The organism is Paenibacillus pasadenensis, from assembly GCF_002864175.1.
Classification (GTDB): Bacteria; Bacillota; Bacilli; order Paenibacillales; family Paenibacillaceae; genus Paenibacillus_O; species Paenibacillus_O pasadenensis.
Genome location: NZ_NFEZ01000003.1, coordinates 767,616 through 791,382 on the forward strand (window position 1 = coordinate 767,616; position 23,767 = coordinate 791,382).

The 23,767-nt window shown below is 64.2% G+C and carries 16 protein-coding genes and 1 riboswitch; of the genes, 4 read left to right on the forward strand and 12 right to left on the reverse strand.

Features of this window, described 5'->3' with window-relative positions:
* Positions 1-52: 52 nt before the first annotated feature.
* The 5 genes from B8V81_RS06915 to liaF all read right to left on the reverse strand — a co-directional run bounded on the left by B8V81_RS06915 (position 53) and on the right by liaF (position 5,297).
* Positions 53-1,651, reverse strand: a complete 1,599-nt coding sequence (locus B8V81_RS06915) for a S1C family serine protease (protein WP_101808028.1) — start codon at positions 1,649-1,651, stop codon at positions 53-55.
* 198 nt (positions 1,652-1,849) lie between these two features.
* Positions 1,850-2,269 carry a YugN family protein gene (locus B8V81_RS06920; protein ID WP_028599244.1) on the reverse strand — a complete coding sequence of 140 codons (420 nt, stop codon included), beginning with the start codon at positions 2,267-2,269 and terminating at the stop codon, positions 1,850-1,852.
* A 154-nt stretch (positions 2,270-2,423) separates the two neighbouring features.
* Complete coding sequence (locus B8V81_RS06925; RefSeq protein WP_101808029.1) at positions 2,424-3,086, reverse strand: response regulator; 663 nt, start codon at positions 3,084-3,086, stop codon at positions 2,424-2,426.
* Positions 3,083-4,120, reverse strand: coding sequence for a sensor histidine kinase (locus B8V81_RS06930; RefSeq protein WP_101808030.1), 1,038 nt, complete (start codon positions 4,118-4,120; stop codon positions 3,083-3,085). Before B8V81_RS06930 ends, B8V81_RS06925 begins: the two co-directional genes overlap by 4 nt.
* Before the next feature lie 10 nt (positions 4,121-4,130).
* Positions 4,131-5,297 carry a cell wall-active antibiotics response protein LiaF gene (liaF, locus tag B8V81_RS25140; protein WP_244912725.1) on the reverse strand — a complete coding sequence of 389 codons (1,167 nt, stop codon included), beginning with the start codon at positions 5,295-5,297 and terminating at the stop codon, positions 4,131-4,133.
* Between the two features lie 384 nt (positions 5,298-5,681).
* Between liaF and B8V81_RS06945 the strand changes: the two genes are divergently transcribed.
* Positions 5,682-6,140 (forward strand): Lrp/AsnC family transcriptional regulator, encoded by a 459-nt coding sequence (locus tag B8V81_RS06945; protein WP_028599248.1) that lies wholly within the window; start codon positions 5,682-5,684, stop codon positions 6,138-6,140.
* Positions 6,141-6,187: 47 nt separating this feature from the next.
* Here B8V81_RS06945 and B8V81_RS06950 read toward each other — a convergent pair whose 3' ends face one another.
* The 3 genes from B8V81_RS06950 to ytxC all read right to left on the reverse strand — a co-directional run bounded on the left by B8V81_RS06950 (position 6,188) and on the right by ytxC (position 10,422).
* Positions 6,188-7,030 carry a 3D domain-containing protein gene (locus B8V81_RS06950; RefSeq protein WP_101808031.1) on the reverse strand — a complete coding sequence of 281 codons (843 nt, stop codon included), beginning with the start codon at positions 7,028-7,030 and terminating at the stop codon, positions 6,188-6,190.
* Between the two features lie 154 nt (positions 7,031-7,184).
* Positions 7,185-9,125, reverse strand: a complete 1,941-nt coding sequence (gene thrS / locus B8V81_RS06955; protein ID WP_101808032.1) for a threonine--tRNA ligase — start codon at positions 9,123-9,125, stop codon at positions 7,185-7,187.
* Between the two features lie 349 nt (positions 9,126-9,474).
* Positions 9,475-10,422, reverse strand: a complete 948-nt coding sequence (ytxC, locus tag B8V81_RS06960) for a putative sporulation protein YtxC (RefSeq protein ID WP_052333319.1) — start codon at positions 10,420-10,422, stop codon at positions 9,475-9,477.
* 205 nt (positions 10,423-10,627) lie between these two features.
* On the opposite strand from ytxC, the gene B8V81_RS06965 reads away from it, so the two are divergent.
* The gene (locus tag B8V81_RS06965; protein WP_043111414.1) at positions 10,628-11,749 is read left to right on the forward strand and encodes a GGDEF domain-containing protein; all 1,122 of its coding nucleotides are present in this window, start codon (positions 10,628-10,630) and stop codon (positions 11,747-11,749) included.
* 1,856 nt (positions 11,750-13,605) lie between these two features.
* Here the strand turns inward: B8V81_RS06965 and mqnC are convergent.
* From mqnC to metA, 4 genes are all read right to left on the reverse strand, one after another.
* On the reverse strand, positions 13,606-14,739 hold the full coding sequence (gene mqnC / locus B8V81_RS06970; RefSeq protein ID WP_028599250.1) for a cyclic dehypoxanthinyl futalosine synthase: 1,134 nt from the start codon (positions 14,737-14,739) through the stop codon (positions 13,606-13,608).
* Positions 14,740-15,047: 308 nt separating this feature from the next.
* Positions 15,048-16,247: a trans-sulfuration enzyme family protein gene (locus B8V81_RS06975; RefSeq protein ID WP_043111415.1), complete on the reverse strand. Its 1,200-nt coding sequence runs from the start codon at positions 16,245-16,247 to the stop codon at positions 15,048-15,050.
* Positions 16,244-17,413 (reverse strand): aminotransferase class I/II-fold pyridoxal phosphate-dependent enzyme, encoded by a 1,170-nt coding sequence (locus B8V81_RS06980; RefSeq protein ID WP_028599251.1) that lies wholly within the window; start codon positions 17,411-17,413, stop codon positions 16,244-16,246. Before B8V81_RS06980 ends, B8V81_RS06975 begins: the two co-directional genes overlap by 4 nt.
* Before the next feature lie 24 nt (positions 17,414-17,437).
* Positions 17,438-18,355: a homoserine O-acetyltransferase MetA gene (gene metA / locus B8V81_RS06985; protein WP_028599252.1), complete on the reverse strand. Its 918-nt coding sequence runs from the start codon at positions 18,353-18,355 to the stop codon at positions 17,438-17,440.
* A gap of 117 nt (positions 18,356-18,472) precedes the next feature.
* Positions 18,473-18,582, reverse strand: a riboswitch (SAM riboswitch).
* Between the two features lie 226 nt (positions 18,583-18,808).
* On the opposite strand from metA, the gene uraA reads away from it, so the two are divergent.
* Together uraA and B8V81_RS06995 are read left to right on the forward strand one after the other, a co-directional pair.
* Positions 18,809-20,107, forward strand: coding sequence for a uracil permease (gene uraA / locus B8V81_RS06990; RefSeq protein WP_101808033.1), 1,299 nt, complete (start codon positions 18,809-18,811; stop codon positions 20,105-20,107).
* A gap of 311 nt (positions 20,108-20,418) precedes the next feature.
* Positions 20,419-23,544, forward strand: coding sequence for an S-layer homology domain-containing protein (locus tag B8V81_RS06995; RefSeq protein ID WP_101808034.1), 3,126 nt, complete (start codon positions 20,419-20,421; stop codon positions 23,542-23,544).
* The last annotated feature ends 223 nt before the right edge of the window (positions 23,545-23,767 follow it).

Here is a 23,767-nt window from a genome sequence, read left to right on the forward strand (position 1 = left end):
GCGCGTCTGGAGCGGCTCCGGCCTGCCGCCATAAATCGCCGGCTCCCGGGAATTACTGCACGTCGAACTTGCTCTTGTCGCCGATCTCCACGGTCACCTGCATCTTGTCGCCCTTGCGGATGACGTCCAGGACGACCTTGTCGCCGACTTTTTTCTTCTGAATTTCCGCGATCAGCTCTTCCTTCTTGGCATAGGCTTTGCCGTCCAGGCCGGTGATGACGTCATACTGCTGCAGTCCGGCCTTGTACGCAGGCGAGTTGAACAGCGTCTCGCGCACGATCGAGCCGTCCGTGCTCGGCAGGCCGAGGTTCTGCTGCATCTGCTCGCTGATGTCCGCGAGCGTCGCGCCGATGAACGGCGTCGGCATCGTGACGTTCTGGCTGCTTTTCAGCTGCTCGAGCACTTCCTTGATCGTCGACGTCGGGATCGCAAAGCCGATGCCCTGCGAGTCCGCGCTGATGGCCGTATTGATGCCGATGACCTCGCCGCTCGTGTTGAGCAGCGGTCCGCCGGAGTTGCCGGGGTTGATGGAGGCGTCCGTCTGCAGCAGATGCTGATACGTGCGCGCCGTGCTGCCCGTGCTGTCCGCCGCGACCTGGATCGTGCGCTCGCGGGCGCTGAGCACGCCGACCGTCACCGTATGGTCAAAGCCGTTCGGGTTGCCGATGGCGACGAGCCAGTCGCCGATCGCCGCGGATTCAGAGTCGCCGAGCGGCAGCGTCGGGAATTCCTTGCCGTCCACCGGCTCGACCTTCAGCACGGCCAGGTCGAGATCCTTGGCCGAGCCGAGCAGCTTGGCGGTCAGCTCCTTGCTTTCGCCCTGCACCTTGACCTTGATCTCCTGAGCGCCGTCGATGACGTGCTGGTTGGTGAGGATGTAGCCGTCCTTTTCGAAGAAGAAGCCGGAGCCGAGGCCCGTTTCCTGGAGCTCGCCGCCGCTTCCGCCTTGACCGCCGTTGCCCTGGCCGCCTTGGCCGCCTCCGAACTGGTCGCCGAAGAACTGACGGAAGAACGGATCGTCGTACAGGCTGCTGCCGGAGCTGCTGCTGCGCCCGCTCGCGAACGTCGTGATGAGCACGACTGCCGGCGACGCCTGCTCGGAAATCTGGGCGATGTTCATCGGGCGGGTCGTATCGGCGGCCGTGGAAGCTTTGCCGCTCGCCGGCACGTTCGTGGAGTTCTGGCCGGAGAGGGCGACCGTCGGAGCGGAATCGCCGGTGAACCAATTGTCCGTGTCGGCTTTCCACATCAGGCCGCCGACGGCGATGACGCCGGCCAGGAACGAGACGGCCGCCGTGCGCAGCCCGCTGCCGCGCTTCTTGCCGCCTCCGCCGCCGCCGCCCTGCCATTCGCCCTTGCCGGCCGAGGAGGCGGGCACGAACGGCCGGAGCTGGCGCGGCGGCGTGACGACGACGTTGCGGGGAGCGGCTTCTTCGCTATCGGCCTGAGCCCGCTCCTCCGGCAGACGGGAGCTTTCTCGCTGCGCGCCGTCCGGCTGGCCCTGCTTGAACGGCCCGTACGAATAATAGTAGGAGGAAGAGCCTTGAGCTCGATCCGAGCGCTCCTCGCGCTCCTGCCGCTCTTCCCGCTCCTGCCCCGGCTCGGAGTCCTTGCCGTTCCAAAACTCGTCATAGCGCTTGCGATCGTCCATGTCCATGTTCCTCCTCTTAGTCCTCTATGAGATGCGCCTAGCGGCGCCTGACTGGTATGTTCCTATCATGCACAACCTTCCTTAAAAGAAACTGAAAAAGCGTTTAAGACAACATAAAAAAGCCCATGCTCCCCAATTTCGGGACATGGGCTTTTGAAATTCCCGCTCTCCTCGCTGCCCGCGAGCCGGATATCCACGTCAGCGCGCCGTCAGCAGCTGATCTTCCGCGCGGCGGAGCTGCTCGCCGGCCTGATCGACCCACTTGCCGTCCACCTCGGCGTCCGGATCGACCGGCGCCTGAAACTGGTCGAACAGCGCGCCGACCGTGCGCGCCTTCGCCTCGGGATCGTTGCCTTCCCGGTACAGATGGCGAAGCACATACGGCGTCGTCAGCTTGATGGAGGCGTCGTTGTCCTCCGTCTGGTCGTCGATGTTGCCGCGCAGCACGTCGAAGCCGAGGCGCAGCCACACCTTGTTCTGCTCGTCGAGGTTCAGATCGAAGGAGCCGCTGCCGTAGTCCCAGTTGCCTCCCAGCACGAAGCCCTGCTTTTCCAGCACGCGCTTGATCTGAACGAAATCATGCTCGGTCCCCTCCAGCGGGGATTGAATCGCGATCATGGACACCTCTCCTTGTCGGCTCAAGTAGGATCAGCATTCCCTGACGGGAGCCGGCTTATGTGCGAGAGAAGAGGCGCCATGCAAGCAGCGCCCGATGTTCATCGGAGCGGATCGGCGCCAGAGGCGCGCAGGCGCTCGTGCCGCGCCCGGCCGGTCAGCTTTTGGCCCAGCCCTTGCGGTGCGCATAGACGGCCAGCTGGGTCCGGTCCTCCATCTCGCATTTCATAAGCAGGTTGCTTACATGGGTCTTAACCGTTTTGATGCTGATATGAAGCTCCTCGGCGATTTCTTTGTTGGCCCGTCCTTCGGCGATGAGCAGCAGCACTTCCTTCTCGCGCTCGGTCAGCCCTTCGTCGACGCCCTGCGCGGAGCGCTGGCGCAAGCCGCGCGTAAGCGCCTGGGATACGTCGGAGGTCATGACCGGCATGCCGCGCAGCGCTCCGTTCAGCGCATAGACGAGCTCCTCGGAGCTGACCGTCTTGAGCACGTAGCTGACCGCCCCGGCTTCCACCGCGGCGACGACCTTCTCGTCCTCGAGGAAGCTCGTCAGCAGCACGATGCGCATTTCCGGGAACGCCTCGATGACGCGGCGCGTCGTCTCGACGCCGTCCATGCCGGGCATCATCAGATCCATCAGCACGAGGTCCGGCGGACCGTCCGGCAAGCCTTTCTCCAGCAGCCGCAGCGCTTCCTCGCCGCTGCCCGCCTCCGCTACGACCTCGAACTTCGGCTCCAGCATCAAATACGTCTTCAGTCCCATCCTCACCATATCGTGGTCGTCTACGATCATGATCCGGCATGTTTGCGTCTCCGTCATCCTTCCGCCCGCTCCTCTGCTCCATAATTAGGGAGCGACACCCGAATGCGGGTGCCTCCTCCCGGCTTGCTGACGATGGCGGCGTCTCCGCCGAGCTGCAGCGCCCGCTCCTGCATCGTCGACAGCCCGTACGATCCCGGCCGGACCTGATCCGCGCGGAACCCATGGCCGTCGTCCTGCAGCAGCATCGTCAGCCCCGTCCTGTTGTCCGACAGGCTGAGCGTGACGCTCGTCGCCTGCGCATGCTTGACGACGTTGGCCATCGCCTCCTGCACGATCAGGAACAGCTGATGCTCCTTGGCCTCGGATATGCTGCCCTGCACGCGCCAGTCCAGCTCGCCCTGCAGGCCGTTCTGCCGGCAATAGTCCGGGAACCATCGCTCCAGCGCATCCTCGAGCGAGCGCCCCTCCAGCTCCAGCGGGCGCAGCTGGGCGATCAGGCCGCGCATCTGCTTCTGCGCATGGGAGCTCATCGTGATGAGCTGCTCCATCACCTCGCCCGCGCGCTCCGGACTCGCCGCGAGCAGCTTGGGCAGCGAGGAGGCCGACATATGGATGGCGAACAGCTGCTGGCTCACCGTGTCATGCAGGTCGCGCGCCAGCCGCTTGCGCTCCTCGAGCACCGCTTCTTCATTAGAAGCCGCCTGCTGCAGCACATGCATCTCGTTCTGCCGCTGCATCACCTGCAGCCGCCGCTCCAGCTTGCTCGCCAGCTCGTTGAACTCCGCGTAGGCGGCGCCCAGCGAGTAGCCTTCGCGCTCCGGCAGGCGAACGGCGAGATTGCCCTGCGCCGCCTGCTTGAGCGCCAGGTGCAGAGCGTCGATGCGCGACTGCTGCCTGCGGCCCACGCCGTACCCGAAGCCTACGCTTGTCAGCGTGAACACGATCGTGCCGATCGCCCACAGCTGCGCCGTAGAGGCTTCCGGCATGACCGCATGCTTGATTGCATAAAGGATGCTCCACGGAAGCACGGAGCTGACGATGAAAAACATCACGAGCTCCATCTTCCCGCTTCTCAGCAGCTTGACCATCATGACCGATTTCTCACCCGACCTTCGTCACTCGCACATCGCCGATGAATGTGCTGCATACCAGCTTGATCCGGCGCTCGTTGTCGCGGTAGCCGGACGATTGCGTGTCCATGTGGCGGAACATGCCGCCTTCCTTGCGTCCCAGCACCTTGGAGTCGCCGATGAACGCGCTGGAGACGACCTGGATGCCGATGTCGCAGTCCGTCGGCAGAAATACCTTGACGTCGCCGATGAACGAGCTGACCGTAATCCGCGTCTCTCCGGGCGCGATGTTCGCGCGCGTCAAGTCGATCACCGTGTCGCCGATGAAATGCGAGATGTTGAGCGGGACCAGATCCCAATAGTCATGGCCGAGATGGATGTCCCCGATGAAGTTGGAACGGGTCTGGACGTTCTCGTCGGTGTTCCACCATTCGGTGCGCCCGCCGGCCCCCTCCTGGCGCTCGCGGCGATGGGACCGATGGGAGTGGCGGCCGTGCTTGGCCGCTTCCCGGATATCTTCCTTGATCTCCTTGAAATCATGCTTCAGCTCCTGCTTGGCGCGGCGCAGCTCCTCCCGCCAGTCGTCCTTCCCCTGAGATCCTCCGCCACCGCCGCCTCCGAATATTCCGCCGCCACCGCCGCCACCGCCGCCACCGCCGCCTTGGCCCGCGCCGGCGTCTCCGCGCCGTCCGGCCTCGTCGCCATAAGGCGGCGGAGGAGCGGAGCCGGCCTCCGGCCGGCCTTCCCGATCCAGATCCTTGCCGAGCGGATCGGGATGCAGCGGAGGCGGCTCCGGCACGTCGTCCGGATAGGAATTGTAGGAGGTCCATTCATCCTCCTTGAGCTCCTTGCGATGGCTTTTGCCCGAGCGGCCCAGCAGCAGCTGGAGGCCATAAGCGATGATGCCCACCGGAATCAGGTAGCGCATCGCGTCGCTGAATTCTAGATCGTAGATGCCCGTATTGCGGCTGAGCATGACGAGCGCGAATAGCGTCACCGCGATTCCCGGCAGCCATCCTCCGCCGAGCAGCATCGACACGCCGACATAAAGCGGCGCGATCGGCCAGTAGCGGGAAATGAACTCGCCGATGCCGAGCGGCTCGAAGCCGAACAGTCCGGCCGTGTGGAACAGGAACAGCGCCCCGATTCCGACGATGGCGAGGCCCGTCAGCACCTGGTTCAGTTTGGCATGGTTCATCTATGACACGCTCCTTGGATGTAGTACCGTTCGTGATAGTTGAAGTATAGCGCATGGAAATGCATCCCTCCAGAGGCTGGCGGTCGATGCCCGCCTCGGTCTGCAGACCGAGGACAGGTTGCGGCTCCTGCTTTCGGCAGCTGGAAGGGAAAGCCGCCCGAAGCCGCTTTCCTCACATTCATCTCACATAGCTCATGCGGCGCAAGCGCTCCAGTGAATCCATTTTTTCCCGCCGCACTCTCCAGCCTCCTCATTTTACTTGCATAAAGCGTTAAATGGACGAGGCGGCGTTGCTGTTCGCAATCAAAAACCTCTATTCATTTTCCTATCCATATGTTATGTTTATTAACATTAAAGTGGATTCTAGAAAGGAGTTCAACGGCCATGAAGCTCCCCCACCTGGACGAGATCGATCAACGGATCGTACAGCTGCTTCTAGAGAACGGACGGATGCCTTACGCCAAGATCGGGGAGACACTGAGCCTGTCGCGCGTCGCCATCCAAAAGCGCGTCGAGTCCTTGCTTGAGAGCGGCGTGCTGGAGCATTTCACCGTCCGCGTCAATGTCGCCAAGCTCGGACGGACGGTTTCGGCCTTTTTCGAAGTGCAGGTCGAGCCACGCCACGTCGACGCCGTCGGCCTCCAGCTGTCCGAGGAGGTGCAGGTCATCAGCATTTACCAGATGACCGGCTCCAGCACGCTCCATGTCCACGCCCTGCTGCGGGACGAGGAGGAGCTGGAGATGTTTCTCTACGACAAGCTCTATGTGCTCCCAGGCGTCGTCAATGTGCAGACCCAGCTCATGATCAAGAAATACAAGTCAGCCAGCGGGCTGGACGTCTAGCATTCCGATATGAAGCGCAAAAAAGCTGAAGCCTCCCGAGGGAGGCTTCAGCTTTTTTGTTCGTCGAGCAGCAGTCCCTTGCCGGCCTTCATCGCTTGGTTCAACCGGTTCAGCGTCGACTGGTCGAGCTTCCCGCTGCCGTATTTCAGCACCTGCACGGTGACCTGCTTCTTGCCCCATTCCTTGTATACCTGCTTCGTCGTATCGAAATAAAGGTCGATGCGGCGTCCCTTGATCTTGGAGCCGGTATCGGCGACGACGCCGTACCCGTAGCCGGGCACATAAACGATCGTGCCGATCGGCATCACCTTCGTGTCGGCGGCGATCGTCGACACCTCGCCGCGCCGGACCTTGACGCCGGAGCGGGTGATGCCGTAGAGCGGATGCCCCGGCTTTTTGCCTGTCGACTCGATGCCGGCCGTATAGCCGGTCGCGAGCACCGAGATCGACTTGAGGGCGGCCGGAACCGCGCGGCTCGCCAGAGCGGCGGAGGCAAGCTTGTCCGCCGCATGGCGCCGCTGCGGAATCGCCGGCCTCGCCGCCGCGGATTCGCGCGCCCGGATGACGCGCTGCAGCCGGGCGATGCCGGGCTGGCCCTGCGCGCCGTCACGGACGGCGGCTCGCGCGTTCAGAGCGACGAGTCCGGCGGTCTCGCGCAGCGGCTTGGCTGGAGCTGCCGCGAGCCGGATTCGGCTCGTCTCGCGCGGCTCCTCGCGCTTCGCCCCGGCAGCGGCTGCCGGCTCAGCGGCTTGCTTCGCTTCGTCCGCTACGACGACGATTCGTCCGGCGGCCAGGCAAAGCGCGGCGACGAGCACGAGCAGCAGCGGATGGACGAACGTCCAGGCGAACCGCGGATTCGCAGATGGTTGCTTTCGATAGCCTTTCGGCATGGTGGCAATCTCCCCTTTAGACGGAGGTTACCCGCCGCCGCCGGGGCTTATTCAGATTTGGGCCAAAAAAAGCGCCCTCCACTTGCTGGAGAGCGCTGATTTGGGGTCGTTGATCACGATCCATAAGGTGTCGATGATACCTGTAGACGTGATCCTATTGCACGGCTTTGCTGCGGATCTCCTCCGCCAGCTGAGCCGCCAGCTCGGCGACCGGACGGGCGCCGAGGTCGCCCTCGCCGCGCTTGCGCACGGAGACGGTGCCGGCTCCGGCTTCGTTCTCGCCGACGATGAGCATGTACGGAATTTTCTCCAGCTGCGCCTCGCGGATCTTGTAGCCGAGCTTCTCGTTGCGCAGGTCGCTCTCGGCGCGCACGCCGGCGGCGAGCAGCTGCTCCTCGACGCTGCGGGCATAGCTCTCGTACGCCTGGGACACCGGGATGACGCGCGCCTGCTGCGGGCTCAGCCAGAGCGGCAGCGCGCCGGCGAAGTTCTCGAGCAGGAACGCCGTCATGCGCTCCATCGTGCTGATGATGCCGCGGTGGATGACGACCGGACGATGCTTCTTGCCGTCCTCGCCGACGTACTCCAGTTCGAACCGCTCCGGCAGCAGGAAGTCGAGCTGGGCGGTGGAGAGCGTCTCTTCCTTGCCGAGCGCCGTCTTGATCTGCACGTCGAGCTTAGGCCCGTAGAACGCCGCCTCGCCCTCCGCCTCGAAGAACGGCAGTCCGAGTTCCAGGGCGACCTCGCGCAGCATGCGCTGGCTCATCTCCCACATCTCGTCGTTCTGGAAGTATTTCTCCGTATCCTTCGGATCGCGGTACGACAAGCGGAAGCGGTACTCCTTGATGCCGAAGTCCTCGTACACCTGCTGGATCAGGTTCACGACGCGCGCGAACTCCTCCTTGATCTGATCGGGACGGCAGAAGATATGCGCGTCGTTGAGCGTCATCGCCCGCACGCGATGGAGGCCGGTAAGCGCTCCGGACATCTCGTAGCGGTGCATCGTGCCGAGCTCGGCGACTCGGATCGGCAGATCGCGGTAGCTGCGCATGTCGCTCTTGAACACCATCATATGGTGCGGGCAGTTCATCGGGCGCAGGACGAGCTCCTCGTTGTCCATGACCATTTTCGGGAACATGTCCTCGCTGTAGTGCTCCCAGTGTCCGCTCGTCTTGTACAGCTCGACGTTGGCGAGCACCGGCGTGTACACATGCTGGTAGCCGAGACGCTCCTCCAGGTCGACGATGTAGCGCTCGAGCGTGCGGCGCACGCGCGCGCCGTTCGGCAGCCAGATCGACAGGCCCTGGCCGACTTCCTTGGAGAAGGTGAACATTTTCAGCTCGCGGCCGAGCTTGCGGTGGTCGCGCTTTTTCGCTTCCTCGAGCAGATGCAGATGCTCGTCGAGCTGAGCCTTTTTCGGGAATGCCGTGCCGTAGATGCGCTGCAGCATCTTGTTCTTGGAGTCGCCGCGCCAGTAGGCGCCCGCCACGCTGAGCAGCTTGAACGCCTTGATGCGGCCCGTGCTCGGCAGATGCGGTCCGCGGCACAGGTCGAAGAACTCGCCCTGGTCGTAGATCGAGATGACGGCCGACTCCGGCAGGTCGCGGATCAGCTCCAGCTTGAGCGGGTCCTCCAACTCGGCGAAGAGGCGGACCGCTTCCTCGCGGCTTACCTCGCGGCGGCGGATCGGCACGTCCTCCTTGATGATGCGCTCCATTTCCTTCTCGATCTTCTCCAGATCCTCCGGCGTGAGCGACTGTTCCATGTCGATGTCATAATAGAAGCCGTCCTCGATGACCGGCCCGATGCCGAGCTTCACCGTCTTGTCGCCGTAGATGCGCTTGATCGCCTGCGCCATCAGATGGGCCGTGCTGTGCCGGTACACCTCGAGGCCGTCGGCCGAGTCGAGCGTGACGATCTCGACGACCGCGCCTTCGGTCACGGGCGTGTTCAGGTCGACGACTTTGCCGTCCAGCTTGCCGGCGACCGCGTTTTTGCGCAGGCCGGAGCTGATCGAGCCGGCTACGTCCTCGATGGTCGCTCCCGCCTCGTACGAGCGCGCCGCTCCGTCGGGGAGCTTGATTTCTACTGCCATGTCCATTCGCCTCCGTGAAATAGAAGTGTGTCAGGACGCAAAAAAGCACTGCGTCCCGCAAAGGGACGAGTGCTGTCGGTTCAGACCCGTGGTTCCACCCTCATTCAACGTCCCTCGGCCGCGCCGGCCGAAAAAGGAGCGTTCTCCTGATGTCCGGTAACGGGGACGAGTCGTCAGGATATACTGCCGGGGGACCGGGTTCCATCCTGCAGCTTCGAAGGGGTACGCCATCCGCGCTCGCATCGGGGGCTTGCAGCCAAGGCTCCCGTCTCTGAAAAAGGGCTGTCGGATGCCGCGTGTCTTCGTCACGGCTTTGTGATGCCATTATAGCGACGATCAGGCGAGCCCGTCAAGGCTCCCCGCCGCCCAATCCTTCCCTGCGCTGTCCGGCGCAGTCGGGACAGCCCTCGCAGATGCCGATCCGGCTGTCGAAGATCGACCGGATCGTGCGCACGACCTGATGCTCCGGATCAGACGTATGGATCCGGATCGAAGCCGGCGAGGCGGCGATCAGGCTGCTGAGCACCATGTCCTCCATGTTCAGCTCCGCGTCCACGAGCTCGGACAGCGCCTTTTCCTCCGACCGCATGTCGAGCGGCTCGCAGCGCTCGTCGAGCAGCCGGATGCCGCGCTCGGGCTCATGCAGCACATGCACGAGGCCGCGGCGGCTCGGCTGCGAGGCTACATAATACTTGAGCAGCGAGATGAATTCTTGATACTGCTTATCCATCACGTATTCTTCGACCGCGTACTCCGCCGCCTCCCGCAGCTCCTGCCAATAGCCGTGCAGGCGGAACGTCACGTAGCCCTGCAGATGCAGGCTCGAGTTCTCCTCGATGTAGGCCCTCAGCTCGGCGGCGATCCGGCCGCTCCGCTGGCTGCGTCCGGCTGTCGGCGAAGGACCGTCCTCTCCGGGGCTCCACTGCTCGCCGGACAGCACGAGGCCGCAGCAGCGCTCGACCGCAAGCTCCTCCTCCCGCGAATAGCGGTAGTTCTTGCGGATGATGTGGCGGATCAGATCGCCCTCATGCCGATCGACGATATAGTCGGACAGGACGCTGGCCGCGCCGTCGTACAGCAGCGCTCCATGCTCGCCGAGCCGGAAGCGGGGCAGATTCGCCATGCAGCTCAGCCGGCAGCCCTCCTCCGACAGCCGCCAGCTCCAGAGAGGCTCCTCCGAGGCGGCTCCGTTTTGGCTCGCGACCGAGGCGGCGAGCGCGTTCAGACGGTCCAGCAGCGCGGCTCCGCCGTCCTCTCCTTTATCGATGAGCTCCACGACAAGCAGTTCCATCGCCATCCGCCTCCCTTCCTTCCGCTAGTATATGGCTGAGCGCGGTCGGATATGCGGCTCGGAAGGCGTCGGCTCCAAGCCCTATAGATGTAGGAAAATGGTGGTTAATCATGAAATATCTATTTAGAGGAGGATTGGATTGAATCCATATTCATGGTATATTGGTTAACGTGCGTGCATCATTAGCTTTCTAGCTGGAGTGAACCTAACCTTGGATGATCAATTGCTCGACTTCACCCGGGCGCGTTGGAACCGGATGCTGATGAACGGCTTCTGGTGCCTGCTCGTCTTGATGGTCATATTGGAAGGCCTGTTTCTGATCTTCATCACTCCGCTTGCTCCGGATGTTTTTCTGCGGCGCTACATGCTGCTGCCGACGTCACTCCATCTGAGCGTGCTCGTGCTGACGGAGCTCTGCCTGCGCTTTCTCGAGGAGCGGCTGCGCGACTATGCGCTGCTGGCGGCTTCCTCGCTGCTGACCTTCATCATCGTCGACATCAATATCGAGATCGGCTACATCATTCCGGCGCTGTTCCTGCCCGTGCTCGTCTCGATCTTCTACTTCTCTTCGCGCAAGCTCATCGCCGCCGTCGTCATGTCGCTGACGACGCTGTACAGCCTGTACTTCTTCAACCGGAGCCTGGACATCTCCGTCGTCGGCATCCTGTCGCTGACCGCGATGCTGGGAGCGTTCTGCCTCATCGCCTGGGGCGTCATCTCCCGAGGCAAGGAGATGCGCAGCTACTACATCCACGCCGCCAAGTCCAACCAGGAGCTGCTCGTCAAGAACATCCTGATGGACAAGCTGGCCAAGACCGATGCGCTGACCGAGCTGTACAACCATATTACGTTCCACGAATACCTGGACAAGCTGATCGAGCATCACGATACGACCTCGATGCCGCTGCAGCTTGCCCTCATCGATATCGACAACTTCAAGTCCGTCAACGACCAGTTCGGCCATCGCGCCGGCGACTCCGTGCTCAAGCAGGTCGCCGATCTCGTCCGCTCCCAGGCCGGCATGAACGACTTCGTCGCCCGTTACGGCGGCGAGGAGCTGGCGCTCATCTTCACGGACAAAAGCGCCGACAAGTCGCTGCAGCTCCTCGAGACGATCCGCCATAACATCGAGGCGGCCTCGTACGAGGAGCTCGGCTCGCGCAAGATCACGGTGAGCATCGGCTTCGCCGATTACCTCGGCGAGGGCAAGGAGCGATTTTTCGTGCGCACGGATCAGGCGCTTTACGCCGCCAAGTCCACGGGCAAAAATCGCATCGTCACCGCCGCAGCGGAGCCCGACCCCGGGTCGAAGTCCCGCTTCGCGTGGCAGTGAGTATTATGACAGCCCTTTCCTGCGGGAAGGGGCTGTTTTTTTGTCCGCTTCGCGGGGCGGGTGAAGCCGGCATCCGCGATGCGGAGCGGGTGGCTGACGTGTTGAACCGGCATCGGCGATGCGGAGCGGCTGAAACCTGGACCCGCTTTGCGGAGCAAGTGAAACCTGGACCCGCTTCGCGGAGCAAGTGAAACCTGCATCCGCTTCGCGGAGCGGGAACTCGTTCCGATCTCCCTGGAGCCCAGATTCCTTTGATTCTATTCTTCCGAAACGGAAGGAATCCGGCCTCCAAGGGAACCGCTGCCGCTTCTCCACGAGCCCCCGTCCGCTTCGCTCTTTGGTTTCAACGATAGGCTCGGTGCCCTCGCTCATTACCGCTAGCCCCATCACGATCCGATCGGTTAAGTGCTAATGCCGTCTTTCGTGCTCCAACCCGAATTAATCGGGTTACAGCGGCTCACAAGCCCGTCTCTTAGGCTCCAACCCGAATTAATCGGGTTACAGCTGCTCGCAAGCTCGTCTTTCAGCCTCCAACCCGAATTAATCGGGTTACAGCTGCTCGCAAGCTCGTCTTTCAGCCTCCAACCCGAATTAATCGGGTTACAGCTGCTCGCAAGCTCGTCTTTCGGCCTCCAACCTGAATTAATCGGGTTACAGCTGCTCGCAAGCTCTGCCTAGTTCAAACTCATGCTTCGCGCTTGGTATTCGGTTTGCATTGCCTTGTTCCAATTGCATTGCAGCTTCTTTGGACTCGTTCCGTGTTTTCTCGAAACGCCTCTGCTGCCCCTCTACTTGCCCGAGTTATTCGGTTTTTCCATGCAACTCTCACCGGGTCGGCCTCCGCTTGCCCGAGTTACTCGGTTCTTCCGCGTAACTCCGACTGTTTGGCCCTCCCAATGCACGAGTTACTCGGTTTTTCCGCGCATCTCCGACCGTTTGGTCCCTGCTTGCCCGAGTTACTCGGTTTTTCCGCGCAACTCCGACCGTTTGGCCCCTGCTTGCCCGAGTTACTCGGTTTTTCCGCGTAACTCCCTCCGTTTGCCCCTCTACTTGACCGAGTTACTCGGTTTTTCCGCGCATCTCCAAAAGGATAGTTGGCGTGCCGGCTCTACGAGGGGGGCACGCAAGCGCCTTGGTTCGCGCCAGCGATTTGGTTTATACGCCCGAGTCGAGGGGGGAGAGGCGGCAAGCCGCATGCGGCTTGCTGGCTGATCTGCGGCAGCCGAATCGTGCCGGCTGCGATAAGCGCCGCCGTCTCCCAGGTAAGCGGGAGACGACCCCTCCCCCAAATAAAAAGGGGGAGCAGCGGGCTGGGACAAGGCAAGCGAAGCGAGCCGATGCCTTTCGGAGAAGCGGCAGCGGTCCTCTTGGAAGACGGATGGCCTCCGCATGGGAGGTCAGGCAATCCGGGCATCCGGCTTCCAGTGGAATCGGAGAAAGGCTCGGTTCGCGCAGCGGACTTCTTGTCCACCGGAGTGGCTCGGATCGCGCAGCGGGCTTCTTGTCCACCGGAGTGGCTCGGATCGCGCAGCGGGCTTCTTGTCCTTAGTATGCTGTCGGCTGCCTGCCGAGAAAGGCCCGGCTCTCGCAGCCGACTTCTTGTCCACCGGGAGTGGCTCGGGTCGCGCAGCGGCCTTCTTGTCCACCGGGAGTGGCTCGGGTCGCGCAGCGGACTTCTTGTCCAACGGAGTGGCCCGGCTCGCGCAGCGGACTGCTTGTCCACCGGGAGTGGCTCGGATCGCGCAGCGGACTGCTTGTCCACCGGGAGTGGCTCGGTTCGCGCAGCGGGCTTCTTGTCCAACGACAAAAAAGCCCTTTCCCGGAATCGGGAAAAGGCTCCTCCACTACGTCCAGCTTCAGTTCTGCATCACAAAATCGCGCTCGGCATGCTCGCCCTCGTGGAAGACGCGAAGAATGTCATACCGCGTGTTGCGCTGCGCGGGAATCTTGCCGGCCTCGCGGATATACTGCAGGATCAGCTCGATGTTGACCTTATGCGTCGTGCCGGCGGCGGAGACGACATTCTCCTCCAGCATCGTGCTGCCGAAGTCGTTGACGCCGTAAGACAGCGACTGCTTGCCGATCTCCGGCCCCATCGTCACCCAGCTCGCCTGCATGTTCGGGATGTTGTCCAGCATGATCCGGTTGATCGCGACCATCTTGAGGTATTCCTCCGGCTTGGACTTCTCGCGCTTGAGGTTCGTGTTGTCCGGCTGGAACGGCCAGGTGATGAACGCCAGGAAGCCGGGCGAAGGATAGCCGAGCTCCTTGCACTCGTCCTGCGCCTCGCGCACGCGCAGCATATGCAGCGCCCGCTCCTCCATCGACTCGCCGAAGCCGTACACCATCGTGGCGGTCGTGTTCATGCCGTTGCGCCAGGCGGCCTTCATCGTGTCCATCCAGTCCGTCCAGGAGCCCTTGAGCCGGCTGATCTTGCGGCGCGTCCGGTCGTCGAGGATCTCGCCGCCGCCGCCCGGCAGCGAGTCGAGACCCGCCTCATGCAGCTCGCGCAGCGTCTCGTCGAGCGACAGGCCGGAGAGCACCTTCATCTTTTGGATCTCCGCCGGGGAGAAGCTGTGCATCGTGATGCCCGGGAACCGGTCCTTGATCTTGCGCAGGATATTGAGGTAATACTCGAACGGCAGGTCCGGGTTGACCCCGCCCTGCATCAGGATCTCGTCGCCGCCGACATCCACCGTCTCCTGGATCTTCTGCAGGATCGTCTCGTCCGGCAGCACATAGCCTTCCTTGGAGCCCGGCGGACGGTAGAACGCGCAGAAGCGGCAGTACACGTCGCATACGTTGGTGTAGTTGATGTTCCGGCCGATGTTGAAGGTGACGATCGGCTCGGGATGGCGCCGCCTCATGATCTCGTCCGCGGCCCGTCCCATTTTTTCAATCTCGTCCGACTCCAGAAGGACGATGCAGTCCTCGAGGCTGATCCGCTCGCCCTGCAGCGCCTTGTCCAGCACGCGGTCCACTTGTTGCATCCTTGCGGCCTCCTTCTATCGCGAGGCGGCGACCGGGCCCGATCGCCCGGCGGCGCCGCCGCTGTCATGATTCACTACGTTCCTATTTTCACAGCCTATCGTAACATGAACGGCATCCCTCGTCACGTTGCAATCCCGTGACGTAGAGCGAGCACGGAGGAGCAAGCGGAGCTTCCGCCCGCCGCAGCCGCTCCATTCAAGCCGCGCGCGGTGTTGCATCCGAGCTCGGCTTGTGTCCACGATGCAAAAAGCAGCCCGGCCGGACGAGCCGACGGGACTGCTAGGAAAAAAGTCACATCTGAAAACCGTCAGTTCTCGTCAAGCGCCTGCTCCAGATCCTCCAGCAGGTCGTCGATATGCTCCAGCCCGACGGAATAGCGCAGCAGTCCGTCGCCGATGCCGCGCTCGGCGCGGACCTCCGGCGGCATCGCGGCATGCGACATCATCGCCGGGTAGGAGAGGATGCTCTCGACGGCGCCAAGGCTGACCGCGACGAGCGGCAGCTGGACGCGGCTCAGCACGCGCTTGGCCCGCTCGCCGCTGCCGACGTCGAACGAGACGACGGCCCCGTAGCCGAGCGACTGGCGCTCATGCACGTCGCGGCCGGGATGCTCCGGCAAGCCCGGATAGTAGACGCGGACGATGTCGCGGCGCGCGGCGAGCCACTCGGCGAGCCGTCTCGCGCTGCGCTCGCTCTGGTCCATGCGCGCCTGCAGCGTCTTCATGCCGCGCATGAGCAGCCAGCCTTCCTGCGGGGCGAGCACGGAGCCGAGGCCGTTCTGCAGCGCGTACAGCCTTTTGCCGAGAGCCTCGTCCTTCGTCACCGCCAGCCCCGCCAGCACGTCGCTGTGGCCGCCGAGGAACTTGGTCGCGCTATGCAGCACGATGTCGACGCCGAGCTCGAGCGGACGCTGATGATAGGGCGTCATGAACGTGTTGTCGACCATCGTCAGCAGGCCATGCTGCTTGGCCCAGGCGGCGACGGCGGCGACATCGGTGATCTTGAGCGTCGGATTGGACGGCGTCTCCATGAAGACGGCGGCCGTGTTCGGCTTCAGCGCCGCCCGGACCGCACCCAGGTCGGTCATGTCGACGAACGTCGTCTCGATGTTCATGCGCGTCAGGATCGTCGTCAGCAGCCGGTACGTGCCGCCGTAGACGTCCTCGGTGACGATGATGTGGTCGCCCGCCGACAGCAGCAGCAGCGCGCTCGAGATCGCCGCCATGCCGGAGGCGAAGGCGAAGCCGCGCGTGCCGCCCTCGAGCAGCGCGATCGCGCTCTCGACCGCCGCGCGCGTCGGGTTGCCGGAGCGGCTGTAGTCGAACGCCGGCGGGGCGTAGATGTCATGATGGTGGAACGTCGACGCCTGGTTGATCGGCACGCTGGAGGCGCCGGTGACCGCGTCGATCTCTCCGCCGAAATGCAGCAGCTTCGTGGCGAAGCGGCGCTCGGAGGGCGCCTTGTGAGGTCCGCGCGCGTCGTCCTGCCCCGGTACGCGGCCGCTCATGCCGTCACCTCGCCGGCGATCTCCCGGCGCGCCGCCTCCAGCGCCTGGCCGAGATCGGCGATCAGGTCGTCGGCATGCTCGATGCCGACGGAGAAGCGCAGCAGCCGGTCGTCGACGCCGACGGCGCGGCGGATCTCCTCGGGAATGTCGGCATGCGTCTGCACGGCCGGATACGTCATGAGCGACTCGACGCCGCCGAGGCTTTCGGCGAAGGCGATCAGCCGGATATGCCGCAGAATCGGCTCGACGTAGCGCGCGTCCTTCACTTTGAAGGAGAAAATGCCCGTGTTGCCGGACGACTGGCGGTTCTGCACGTCATGGCCCGGATGCTCGGGGAGCGCCGGGTAGAACACCTCCGCGATCGCGTCATGCCCCTGGAGGTACTCGGCCAGGCGGGTCGCATTGTACTGATGGCGCTCCATGCGCAGCGCGAGCGTCTTCATCCCGCGCATGAGCAGCCAGCTGTCCTGCGGACCGAGGACGGCGCCGATCGAGTTGTGCAGCACCGCCATCTCGGCGGACAGCTCCTTGCCCTTGGTGACGATGAGGCCGGCGAGCACGTCGTTGTGGCCGCCGAGATATTTGGTCGCGCTATGGATGACGATGTCGGCGCCGAGCTCGAGCGGGCGCTGGAAAAACGGCGTCAGCAGCGTGTTGTCCACGATCGTCAGGATGCCCTTGGCCTTGGCCCATGTACAGACGGCCTCGACGTCCGTAATCATCATGAGCGGATTCGTCGGCGTCTCGATGAGGACCGCCTTTGTATTCGGCTGCAGCAGCTTGTCCATCGCCTCGATGTCGTTCGTGTCGACGTAGGAGGTCGTGACGCCGAAACGGGACATGATGCGCTCGAGCAGCCGGTACGTGCCCCCGTACAGATCGAGCGAGACGATCAGATGGTCGCCTTGGCTGAACAGCGCGAAAATCGTCTGCAGCGCGGCCATGCCGGAGCTGCAGGCGAAGGCGGCGTCGCCCGATTCGAGCTCCGCCGCCGCTTCCTCGAGGACGGCGCGGGTCGGGCTTTTCGTGCGGGCGTAGTCGAAGCCCGTGCTTTCGCCGAGGCGGGGATGGCGGAACGCCGTCGCCTGGTATACCGGGAAGCTGACGGCACCGGTGACGGGCTCTTGGATGGATCCGATCTGGGCAAGGCGGCTTTCAATCTTCATGGGCTTCAAGGTCTCCTTTGCGAATCAGATATGCGCGCCAAGCTCGAACGGCGTCTGCTGGTACACGTAATAGTTGAGCCAGTTGCTGTAGAGCAGGTTGGCATGGGCTCTCCAGGTCGACAACGGCTGCCGGGACGGATCGTCGCCCGGGTAGTAGTTGGCCGGCAGCGCGATGGCCATGCCTTTGGCGATGTCGCGGTCGTACTCGTACTTGAGCGTCTCCGGATCATATTCGGAATGGCCGGTGACGAAGATCTGCCGTCCGTCCCGCGAGGCGACGAGGTAGACGCCGGCATCCGGCGACTCGGACAGGATCTCGAGATCGCCGATGCGCTCGATGTCCTCGCGGCGCACGTCCGTATGCCGCGACTGCGGCACGAAGAACAGCTCGTCGAAGCCGCGCAGCAGGCTGACGTTGCGCTTGCTGATCGTGTGCGGGTAGACGCCGAAGATCTTCTGGTCGAGGTCGTATTTTTCCACTCCGTAGTGGTGGTACAGTCCCGCCTGCGCCGCCCAGCAGATATGGAACGTCGAGGTGACGTGGCTGCGGCTCCAGTCCATGATGTCCTTGAGCTCCTCCCAGTAGGTGACCTGCTCGAACGGCAGATGCTCGACCGGGGCGCCGGTGATGATGAGCCCGTCGAAGTACAGATGGGCCACCTCGGAGAACGTCTTGTAGAACGACTGCAGATGCTGGGAGCTCGTATTTTTGGACGTGTGGGACTGCGGATGCAGCAGCACGACCTCCACCTGCAGCGGCGTGTTGCCGATCAGGCGCAGCAGCTGCGTCTCGGTCGTCTCCTTGGTCGGCATCAGGTTCAGGATCGCGATCCGCAGCGGGCGGATGTCCTGCTGGTAGGCGATGCTCTCGTCCATGACGAAAATATTTTCCTCCGCCAGCACTTCCTTGGCCGGCAGAAAATCGGGCACTTTGATTGGCATGATGGTCACTCCTTCTCGGCTAGCGAATCGGCCGTACCGAATACCGTCACGGATAAGGGCGCAAAAAAAGACCCCTATCCTGACAGAGAGGGGTCGTGTATGGAAACACATGCACCTCTCTCATCTCTCAGACATGCGCTTCATGTCCGCAAGAATTAGCACCGTGCGTGTCAACGCCGGTTGCCGGGCTTCATCGGGCTGGTCCCTCCGCCTACTCTTGATAAGAAAGTTACGTATTCAGTTCGTGGTCAGGTTGCTGCTCCCCTCTACAATAAGGGTTGCGCCGTCCTCCGTCAAGAATCGTTTGCAGGAAACAAGAGCGAGCAGGGAATAATCATTGTCAAACCGCGTCGATCCCTGTAGAATGAAACCGTTTGTGCATGCGGCCGGAGGCAAGCCTAGCCGATCCGCATCGTTCCGACCATCCGCTAGTCGAAGGGGCGTCTTAGTCAAATGAAAAAAGAAATCGGGGTGCTGGAGCGGCCGGCAACCGGGCTCGGCCTGCTGCTGAGCCTGCAGCATCTGTTCGCGATGTTCGGCTCGACCGTGCTCGTGCCGAACATCCTCGGCGTCGATCCGGCCATCTGCCTGCTCATGAACGGCATCGGCACGCTGCTGTACATCTTCATCACCAAAGGCAAGATTCCCGCGTATCTCGGCTCGAGCTTCGCGTTCATCGTGCCGGCTCTGACCGTCATCGGCACCCAGGCATCGGGGGGCGGCTACGCGGCCGCGCTCGGCGGCTTCATCGCCGCCGGCGTCGTCTTCACGATTGTCGCGATCATCGTGCAGCTCGCCGGCACCGGCTGGATCCACGTCATCTTCCCGCCCGCCGCGATGGGCGCGATCATCGCCGTCATCGGCCTCGAGCTGATTCCGGTCGCCGCCGGCATGGCCGGCTGGATCAATCGGGAGCCAGGCAGCGAATGGACGCCGAATACCGATGCCATCCTGCTGTCGATCGCCACGCTGCTGCTGACCGTGCTCGGCTCGGTGCTGTTCCGCGGATTCCTGAAAATCATCCCGATCCTGGTCGGCATCGTCGGCGGCTACATGCTCGCCTGGGCGATGGGAATGACGGGACCGGCAGGCGAGGCCGTCGTAGACGCGGCTTGGCTGAAGCTGCCGGTGTTCACGACGCCGGAGTTCCACCTGAGCGCGATGATCGTCATCGTGCCGGCGGCATTCGTCGTCATCGCCGAGCATGTCGGCCATCTGGTCGTCACCGGCAACATCGTCGGCAAGGATCTGTCCAAGGATCCCGGCCTGCACCGCTCGATGCTCGGCAACGGCATCAGCACGATCCTGTCCGGCTTCGTCGGCGCGACGCCGAACACGACGTACGGCGAGAACATCGGCGTGCTGGCGATTACCCGCGTCTACTCGACGTACGTCATCGGCGGGGCCGCCGTCTTCGCGATCCTGCTCAGCTTCCTCGGCAAGTTCTCGGCGCTCATCGCCTACATTCCGGAGCCGGTCATGGGCGGCGTATCGCTGCTGCTGTTCGGCGTCATCGCCGCCTCGGGACTGCGCATGCTCGTCGAGTCCAAGATCGACTACAGCCGCCCGACCAACCTTTACCTGACGACGATCGTGCTCGTCGCCGGCCTGAGCGGCGCGAAGATCGTCATCGGCGACTTCACGCTGTCGGGCATGGGCCTCGCCACGGTCGCCGCCATCGTGTTCAGCCTGCTGTTCAAGCTGTTCGAGGTGACCCGCCTGTCCAACGACAGGGAGGAGTCGGCTCACTGACCGCGAGCGGCTGCAGGCCGCTTGCGCCGCGCCAGGCGCATCGCGCCGAGCGCGCATCGCCCCTCATGCTCATCCCATCCAGACAGGACGAAACGGAGACGGACTCCGCTTCGTCCTGTTTGTCTTTTCCTTCTCCGCCGCGCAAATGTCCGATCGTGAACGGATAATTTCTCCAATTCAGCCGGTAGGTTGTCCCGAACCTCCCGCTTATACTAGGAGGGATTGATGAAATCGCTTTCAGAAAGCGGGCTTGGACTCGTTCCTCTCCTAGTCCCGCTTGCTGAAGCCGACGAGAAGAAGGAGCTGATCGGATGTTCAAGAAATGGAGCGTTGCCGCTCTGGCCGCCTGCCTGCTCGCGCCGCTGGCCGTCCCGCCTGCGTCCGCGGCGGCAGCCTCGGCGGAAGGCGCGGAGCCTGCCGTGCGTCAGCAGCCGTACGCGTGGAGCCGCGCCGCGGTCGTCGGAGGAGGATACATCCCCGGCATCGTCTACAGCGAGGCGGAGGCGGGGCTCGCGTATGCGCGCACCGACATGGGCGGCGCCTACCGCCGCGACGCCTCGACCGGGGGCAAGTGGAAGCAGCTGCTCGAAGGCGTCGGCATGGAGGAATGGAACCTGCTCGGCGTCGAGAGCATCGCGGCCGATCCGTCCGATGCCGACCGCGTCTACGCCGCTCTCGGCACGTATACGAACGACTGGACGGACATGAACGGCTTCATGTACCGCTCGAGCGACCGCGGCGAGACGTGGCAGCGGACAGAGCTTCCGTTCAAGCTCGGCGGCAACATGCCGGGCCGGAACATGGGCGAGCGGCTCTCCGTCGATCCGAACGACGGTCGGGTGCTGTTTTTCGGCGCGCGCAGCGGCAACGGCCTCTGGAAAAGCTCCGACGCCGGCGCGACCTGGGCGCGCGTCGCGTCGTTCACCGCGGTCGGCCAAGTCGCCGACGACTACATGAAGGATCCGCTCGGCATCGCCTGGGTCGTCTTCGACAAGTCCTCCGGGCAGCCGGGCAGCCCGACGCCGACGCTCTACGCCGGAACGGCCGAGCGGACAAGCCCGATCTACCGCTCGACGGATGCCGGCGAGACGTGGCAGCCGGTTCCGGGCCAGCCGGAGCAGGGCTTCCTGCCGAACCGCGGGGTGCTTTCGCGCGACGGCCGCCTCTACGTCAGCTATGCCAAGGACATCGGCCCCTACAACGGCGGCGAAGGCTCGCTTTGGGCGCTCGATACGAAGAGCGGCGACTGGACCGACATCAGTCCGGAAGGGCCCGGCTCCACCTCCAGCCCGTACGGCGGGCTCGCGGTCGACGCGCAGAACCCCGACATCGTGATGGCCGCTACGCTGAACAAGTGGTGGCCGGACGAGCAGATCTACCGCAGCCTCGACGGCGGCCGCAGCTGGACGCCGTTCTGGACGTTCGGCAGCTATCCCGAGCGCGTCAACAAGTACGAGCTGGACTACTCGCTGTCGCCATGGCTCGACTGGGGCCGCAAGACCGATCCGCTGCCGGAGACGTCGCCGAAGCTCGGCTGGATGATCGGCGATCTCAAGATCGATCCGTTCGACTCCGACTCCTTCCTCTACGGAACCGGAGCGACGATGTACGGCTCGGACAACGCGACCGCGATGGACCGTCCGGTCACGGTCGGCGGCGACGTGTACGAGAAGGTGCGCATCTCCGTCAAGGCCGAAGGCATCGAGGAGACGGCCGTGCTCGGCCTCGTCAGCCCGCCGTCAGGCGCGCCGCTGCTGAGCGCGATGGGCGACATCGGAGGCTTCCGCCATGCCGATCTGGGCCGTGCGCCGGAGATGATCACGAATCCGTACATCGGCTCGAGCACCGACATCGACTATGCCGAGCTGGATCCGAACGATGTCGTGCGCGTCGGCAACGTCTCCGGCAGCGATGTCGGCATCGGCGTCTCGCATGACAACGGCGTCACCTGGCAGCCCGGCGCCAATCCATGGGGCAGCGGCGCGTCCGTGAACGGCGGCTTCGTCGCGATGGCGGCCGACGGCGGCTCGATCGTCTGGGGAGCGGAAGGACAAGCCGTCTATCGTTCGACGGACGACGGCGCGACGTGGACCGCAGCGGCCGGCATCCCGGCAGGCGCGATCGTCGCCTCCGACCGCGTCGATCCCGACCGCTTCTACGGCTTCGCGGACGGCGTGCTGTATGCGAGCGAGGACGGCGGAGCGACGTTCGCCGCGACCGGCGCGGAAGGGCTGCCGCGCAAGATCACGAGCAAGCTCAAGGCCGTGCCCGGCCGGGCGGGCGAGGTGTGGATCGCCGGCGGCCGGGACAACAAAAATCCGGACGACGCGTTCGGGCTGTACCGCTCGACCGATGCCGGCGCGACGTTCGAGCGTCTGGACGGCATCGAGGAAGCGGTCACGATCGGCTTCGGCAAAGCCGCTCCGGGACAGGACGAGCCGGCTCTGTACAGCTACGCCAAGCAGGGCGGCCAATGGGGCGTCTACCGCTCCGACGACGGCGGCGCGAGCTGGATCCGCATCAACGACGACGCCCATCAGTTCGGCGCCGCCAACCGGGCGATCACCGGCGATCCGCGCGTGTACGGCCGCGTCTACATGGCGACGAACGGCCTCGGCATCGTCGTCGGCGAGCCGTCCGGCGAGATCGAGCCGCTGCCGGGCACGAGCCCGGACCCGCAGCCGAGCGCGGAGCCGAGCCCGAGCGTGAGCCCGGATCCGCAGCCGAGCGCGGGACCAACGGCATCTCCGGGAACGGGCGGCGTTCCGTCGCCAACCTCGGCTCCGCAGCCGACGCCAGCCCCGACGCCGGCCCCGTCGGCCAGCGCGGCTCCGACCGCCTCGGCAGCTCCGAGCGCCTCGCCTTCGCCTTCCTTCATCGACTTGAAGGAAACGCATTGGGCCGCAGCGGCCGCGAGCGGGCTGGCCCGCCTCGGTCTCGTGCAAGGCGTGCCGGGCGGCCGCTTCGAGCCGCAGCGGCCGATGACGAGAGCCGAATTCGCAGCGCTGCTCGTCCGCGCGCTGCGGCTGCCGGCGGCGGAGCCGGGCGCCTCGACGTTCGCCGACGTTCCGGCCGGAGCCTGGTACGCCGCCGAGGTGAGCGCCGCGGCCAGCGCGGGCCTCGCGGCCGGAACCGGCGACGGCCGCTTCGATCCGGCCGCTCCGATCCGGCGGCAGGACATGGCCGTCCTGCTCGAACGCGCGCGGCAGCGGCTCGACGCGGCAGGGAGCTCCGCGTCGCCGACAGCCGCTGCGGCCGAGTTCCGGGATCGGGAGGCTATCGCGGCGTATGCGCGCAGCTCGGTCCAGGCGCTGGCTGCTGCCGGCATTCTCGGCGGAGACGCCGAGGGCAGGCTGCTGCCGGCCAAGCCCGCGACCCGCGCCGAGGCTGCGGTCGCGCTGTGGCGGTTGCTGCAGCTGGTGCCGCAGAGCCGATAAGGCAGCGCAGCCCGGCCTGGATCGCGGAGCGCCGCATCCAGGAAGGAATAGATGAGAAAGGCCGCTCCTAAGCGCGCAAAGACCCTCGATGGCAGAGCCGATTCTGCGTATCGAGGGTCTTTGCGCTCTGCTGCCATTTTCAGCCGGCGGCGTGCGGGCAAAGCCAGCCTCGGAGGCGTGGTCCGGAAAGCTGACGGCTCGTCCTGCGCTAAACCGATGAGAT

What these genes read in the sequence shown, in the direction of transcription:
- mqnC (WP_028599250.1), bottom strand. Translation starts at nt 14,739, where the DNA reads ATGCAACAAGTGGACCGCGTGCTGGACAAGGCGCTGCAGGGCGAGCGG.
- B8V81_RS06930 (WP_101808030.1), bottom strand. Translation starts at nt 4,120, where the DNA reads ATGATGGTCAAGCTGCTGAGAAGCGGGAAGATGGAGCTCGTGATGTTT.
- B8V81_RS06980 (WP_028599251.1), bottom strand. Translation starts at nt 17,413, where the DNA reads ATGAAGATTGAAAGCCGCCTTGCCCAGATCGGATCCATCCAAGAGCCC.
- B8V81_RS06995 (WP_101808034.1), top strand. Translation starts at nt 20,419, where the DNA reads ATGTTCAAGAAATGGAGCGTTGCCGCTCTGGCCGCCTGCCTGCTCGCG.
- ytxC (WP_052333319.1), bottom strand. Translation starts at nt 10,422, where the DNA reads ATGGCGATGGAACTGCTTGTCGTGGAGCTCATCGATAAAGGAGAGGAC.
- uraA (WP_101808033.1), top strand. Translation starts at nt 18,809, where the DNA reads ATGAAAAAAGAAATCGGGGTGCTGGAGCGGCCGGCAACCGGGCTCGGC.
- B8V81_RS06920 (WP_028599244.1), bottom strand. Translation starts at nt 2,269, where the DNA reads ATGATCGCGATTCAATCCCCGCTGGAGGGGACCGAGCATGATTTCGTT.
- B8V81_RS06925 (WP_101808029.1), bottom strand. Translation starts at nt 3,086, where the DNA reads ATGACGGAGACGCAAACATGCCGGATCATGATCGTAGACGACCACGAT.
- liaF (WP_244912725.1), bottom strand. Translation starts at nt 5,297, where the DNA reads ATGAACCATGCCAAACTGAACCAGGTGCTGACGGGCCTCGCCATCGTC.
- thrS (WP_101808032.1), bottom strand. Translation starts at nt 9,125, where the DNA reads ATGGCAGTAGAAATCAAGCTCCCCGACGGAGCGGCGCGCTCGTACGAG.
- metA (WP_028599252.1), bottom strand. Translation starts at nt 18,355, where the DNA reads ATGCCAATCAAAGTGCCCGATTTTCTGCCGGCCAAGGAAGTGCTGGCG.
- B8V81_RS06950 (WP_101808031.1), bottom strand. Translation starts at nt 7,030, where the DNA reads ATGCCGAAAGGCTATCGAAAGCAACCATCTGCGAATCCGCGGTTCGCC.
- B8V81_RS06975 (WP_043111415.1), bottom strand. Translation starts at nt 16,247, where the DNA reads ATGAGCGGCCGCGTACCGGGGCAGGACGACGCGCGCGGACCTCACAAG.
- B8V81_RS06915 (WP_101808028.1), bottom strand. Translation starts at nt 1,651, where the DNA reads ATGGACGATCGCAAGCGCTATGACGAGTTTTGGAACGGCAAGGACTCC.
- B8V81_RS06945 (WP_028599248.1), top strand. Translation starts at nt 5,682, where the DNA reads ATGAAGCTCCCCCACCTGGACGAGATCGATCAACGGATCGTACAGCTG.